The sequence below is a fragment of the Leptotrichia sp. oral taxon 879 str. F0557 genome (assembly GCF_000469385.1).
In the GTDB taxonomy this organism is placed as follows: Bacteria; Fusobacteriota; Fusobacteriia; order Fusobacteriales; family Leptotrichiaceae; genus Leptotrichia; species Leptotrichia mesophila.
Genome location: NZ_KI271344.1, coordinates 1 through 3,626 on the forward strand (window position 1 = coordinate 1; position 3,626 = coordinate 3,626).

Sequence of the window (3,626 nt, forward strand, 5' to 3'; positions counted from 1 at the left end):
CTTAAAAATAGTCTAAATTTTGGGGGACACTCCAGTATAAGTTTCACTATAATATTAAATTCAGAAGAATTACCTTCATTAAAAAATTTTCCACAACCAGTTAGAAAACAAAAAAATAGTAATAATAAAAATACCCCTCTTATACTTTTCACAAAATCCCCCACCTTTTACTTTATTTATTAATATAAGCCTTCCTATTTTTCAAAACATTAAAATTTCAAAAAATATGTCTAAATTTATTATAACAAAAAAGACTGGAGTATGCCAGTCTAATTTTATTAAATTAAATTTTTACTTTTTGTTACACTTGACAAAGAGCCTTTTTTAAACTTCTATTTAGCTTTATTAACATTTCTTAAATATAAAATCCCGCCATAAGGAACTAATTTCAGTTCTTTTATTCCCGGTTTTTCAAGAATAATATGAGTAATTTCACCGTAGTCCATTTTTGCTGCAGGATTTTCTTTCTCATATATATTTTCAGCTTTGATTAGAGCATCCGTTCTGATGTTAATATCTTTTGTTTCAGAGGCAATTTTTATAAGTTTATCATATTCAGAATTAGAATAAGAACCGTAATTATAAGGACTGTCTGATACAAATCTTTCAAGGTAAAGTATCGGGTCATTAAATCCTAACAAAATTTCATTTTCAATAATATCAAAATCTTTTTTTCTTGATTTTAAAATTAAATCCTTATAAGACATTCTTGTAACTTCGACATCTATTCCAAGATGTTTTTTTAAATTTTCTGAGAACCCGTCAATGGAATTTTCTTTAATAGCAATATTTAAAACAGGCATTTTACTTATTCCTAATTCTTTTAATCCCTCATCTAATAATTCTTTTATATTTTTGTAATGATAACTCCCACTTTCAGCTTTTTCATTTTTTGCAGCTAAAGCAGAGAAATTTTTGCCATTAATACTTATGTATCCTGGAACAAATCCGTATTCTCTCCTTGTTTCTCCTGCCATTACAGCATCTATAGCCTTTCTGACTTTAGGATTACTTAATGCTTTTACTTTAGTATTGAAAACATAATAATAAGAAGAACCTGCAGATAGTCTCTGTGTTTCTTTCATATCATTTTTCAGTTTGGCTCTTGAAAAGAACTGGGAATATACAACAGTTGCGTCTATTCCTTTGCTTTCAGCAATTCTTTTATAGTCATTTCCATCCCACAAACCACCATAAATATTGATTTTATTCATTTTTATACTGTTACCGTTCCAGTAATTTTTATTTTTTTCCAATAATAATTTTCTTTTTCCTATACTTTTTATGATATAAGGTCCTGAATATAAAATATTTTCAGGTATTTTTCCGTATTTTTCTCCTAATTTCCCAAAAAATTCCTGATTTAAAGGTGAAAATTCTACTTTTGTCATTAACATATCAAAATATCCTATCGGCTTGGTTAGTTCCAGTTCAATAGTTTCATTATTATCCAATATTTTTATCCCTACATTTTCGGCTTTTACCTTTCCTTCATAAAATTCTCTGCCGTTCTTTATAAGAAAAAGGACATCCGTATTCGGAGATATTATCTCAGGATTCAGCATTCTCAACAATGCAGTTTTAAAATCTTCAGCTTTTATAGGAGTTCCGTCAGAATATTTCAATCCTTTTCTCAGATGAAAAGTCCACTTGGTTTTATCCTTGCCTGTTTCCCATTTTTCTGCCAGTCCGGGAACTATTTTCCCATTTTCATCAATTCTGACAAGTCCTTCAAATAAAAGGTCAAAAATATCGGCAGCTTCATAATTTCTGATATTTTCAGGGTGTTTATCATTAAGCAGCTGAGCATCGTAAGATTTAGGAAGAAACAGATGTACTAAATTAAAAGTATCAGGAGTACTTTTAGCAACATTATATTCAAATTTAGCCCCACTAATTGTGTCCACAATTGTATTAAATATATTTTTTTCTGTCTTATTTTCAGAATATGTTCCTGTCTTACTCTCAGAACATGATAAATTGAATACTCCTAATAATAATATAAAAATTGTATACATTTTTTTCATTTTATTCACCCTCTCTATTTTTTTTAGAAAAAATCAGCAAAATTCCTAAAAATATTATTACAAATAAATTTACACAGAAATACATATTAAATATCTCAATGTATAAATTTTTATACCTCAACATAAATTTTAAGAAATGAATAAAAAGCTTAAACTCATGCCCCACTTTAAAAGAGTAATTTTTATACAAGTTAGAAAGTTCCATTATAAAATTGATTCCTAATAATCCTATTATTGAAACAATAGCAGTATAAATTATTCCTATTATTCTGTGTTCATACAATTTCTTTTCATATGTTTTTACTGAAAATAAAAAGACTACTGAAAAAAATGCAGTTGCTGATGTTGCTATTACTCCTGAAGGAATTCCGGAAAATAAAAACAGCATTGTTTTCTGAATGAAAGTAAAGTTGAGTTTCATCTGTTTAAGAACTTCAGATGTTCCAATAATCGAATTTATAATAATTAAAACTCCTATGAAAATTATTACATAATACTTTATTTTATGAGATAATTCCATACTATTTTCATTAAAATAGTCTTTTATCATTTTTATAAAAATAATAGCTGATACAATTATTGCAATAAGAGAAAATAATGTAAATATTGCAGCTAGCATTGTTATTTTTTCTTTTACATCTGTACTCCTAAATTTCATTATAAAAGAAAGATAATATTGCATATATATCATTCTCTTAAATAATACAAGAAAAACTGCTAAAACGACTATACCTGTTATTTTCATCAATCCTTGAAATAGACTGCTGATATTCTCTTTTTCAAAATCTTCAAATTTTTCATTTAAATCATTTATTTTCATATATTCTTTTACCTCCGGAAATGTATATTTTTTTATTTATTTTCTATTCTTATGTAATATTAGCAGTAAAAGATTAAAATAAAATGAGATTTTTGATTTTTAAACTTAGCAAGGATCCTTTTCTCTTAAAATAGAAAACTTGTCTTTTCTATTTTGTATAGTAAAACCTAGTTAAAACTGAACTAATTTATTAAATAAAACAGAAGTAACTGCTTCTTCTAGTGTATTAAAATTATGGGCTATGTCTTTTAATTTTTTCTTCATATTAGCCCATAATTTTTCTATTGGATTTAAATACAGAGAATATGGCGGAAGAAATAATAGACAATGCCCCGTTTCCTTAATTATCTTTTCTAACATATTCTTTCTATGAAATCTGGCATTATCCATCTGTTTTGGTAGATATATAAGTCTTGTTCTTTTCAAGTATTTACTTATAGAAAAATTTAGTTTATTATTTAAAAATTCAATTATAATTTTTTTATTATTTACTGACTTTTGTTCTTATATTATATGATTTATAACAACAAAAAGGAATTTTTTATATCTTGACAAATAGAATAATACTTTGTACAATTGTAATATAAATATTACGATTGGAGGGATAAAAATGCCAACATTATCATTGAGAATGGAAAAGGAAGACTTGGAGTTCTTAAAAGAATATTCAAGTATGAATAATCTTAATATGTCATCTTTTGTCCGTAACTTAATCTTAGATAAAATATACGATGAAATAACTGAAGAAGATGAAAAAAGAATATTGAAAAGATGGGAAA

General features: G+C 26.1%; 4 protein-coding genes. 1 reads left to right on the top strand and 3 read right to left on the bottom strand.

Going from position 1 to position 3,626, the window contains the following annotated elements:
* Window positions 1–332: 332 nt before the first annotated feature.
* The 3 genes from HMPREF1552_RS08950 to HMPREF1552_RS08960 form a co-directional block, all read right to left on the bottom strand.
* Entirely contained in the window at window positions 333–2,027 is a 1,695-nt protein-coding gene (locus HMPREF1552_RS08950) for a peptide ABC transporter substrate-binding protein (protein ID WP_039901525.1), read from the bottom strand.
* Between the two features lies 1 nt (window position 2,028).
* Window positions 2,029–2,847 carry a hypothetical protein gene (locus HMPREF1552_RS08955; RefSeq protein ID WP_021744844.1) on the bottom strand — a complete coding sequence of 273 codons (819 nt, stop codon included), beginning with the start codon at window positions 2,845–2,847 and terminating at the stop codon, window positions 2,029–2,031.
* A gap of 171 nt (window positions 2,848–3,018) precedes the next feature.
* Window positions 3,019–3,237 (bottom strand): transposase, encoded by a 219-nt coding sequence (locus HMPREF1552_RS08960; RefSeq protein ID WP_021744845.1) that lies wholly within the window; start codon window positions 3,235–3,237, stop codon window positions 3,019–3,021.
* Window positions 3,238–3,457: 220 nt separating this feature from the next.
* Between HMPREF1552_RS08960 and HMPREF1552_RS08965 the strand changes: the two genes are divergently transcribed.
* Window positions 3,458–3,626: DUF6290 family protein (locus HMPREF1552_RS08965; protein WP_039901527.1), on the top strand; the 169-nt coding region annotated here is incomplete at its 3' end.

Excerpts from the sequence above, each read along its gene's own strand:
- HMPREF1552_RS08950 (WP_039901525.1), bottom strand. The coding sequence starts at position 2,027 with ATGAAAAAAATGTATACAATTTTTATATTATTATTAGGAGTATTCAAT.
- HMPREF1552_RS08955 (WP_021744844.1), bottom strand. The coding sequence starts at position 2,847 with ATGAAAATAAATGATTTAAATGAAAAATTTGAAGATTTTGAAAAAGAG.
- HMPREF1552_RS08960 (WP_021744845.1), bottom strand. The coding sequence starts at position 3,237 with ATGGATAATGCCAGATTTCATAGAAAGAATATGTTAGAAAAGATAATT.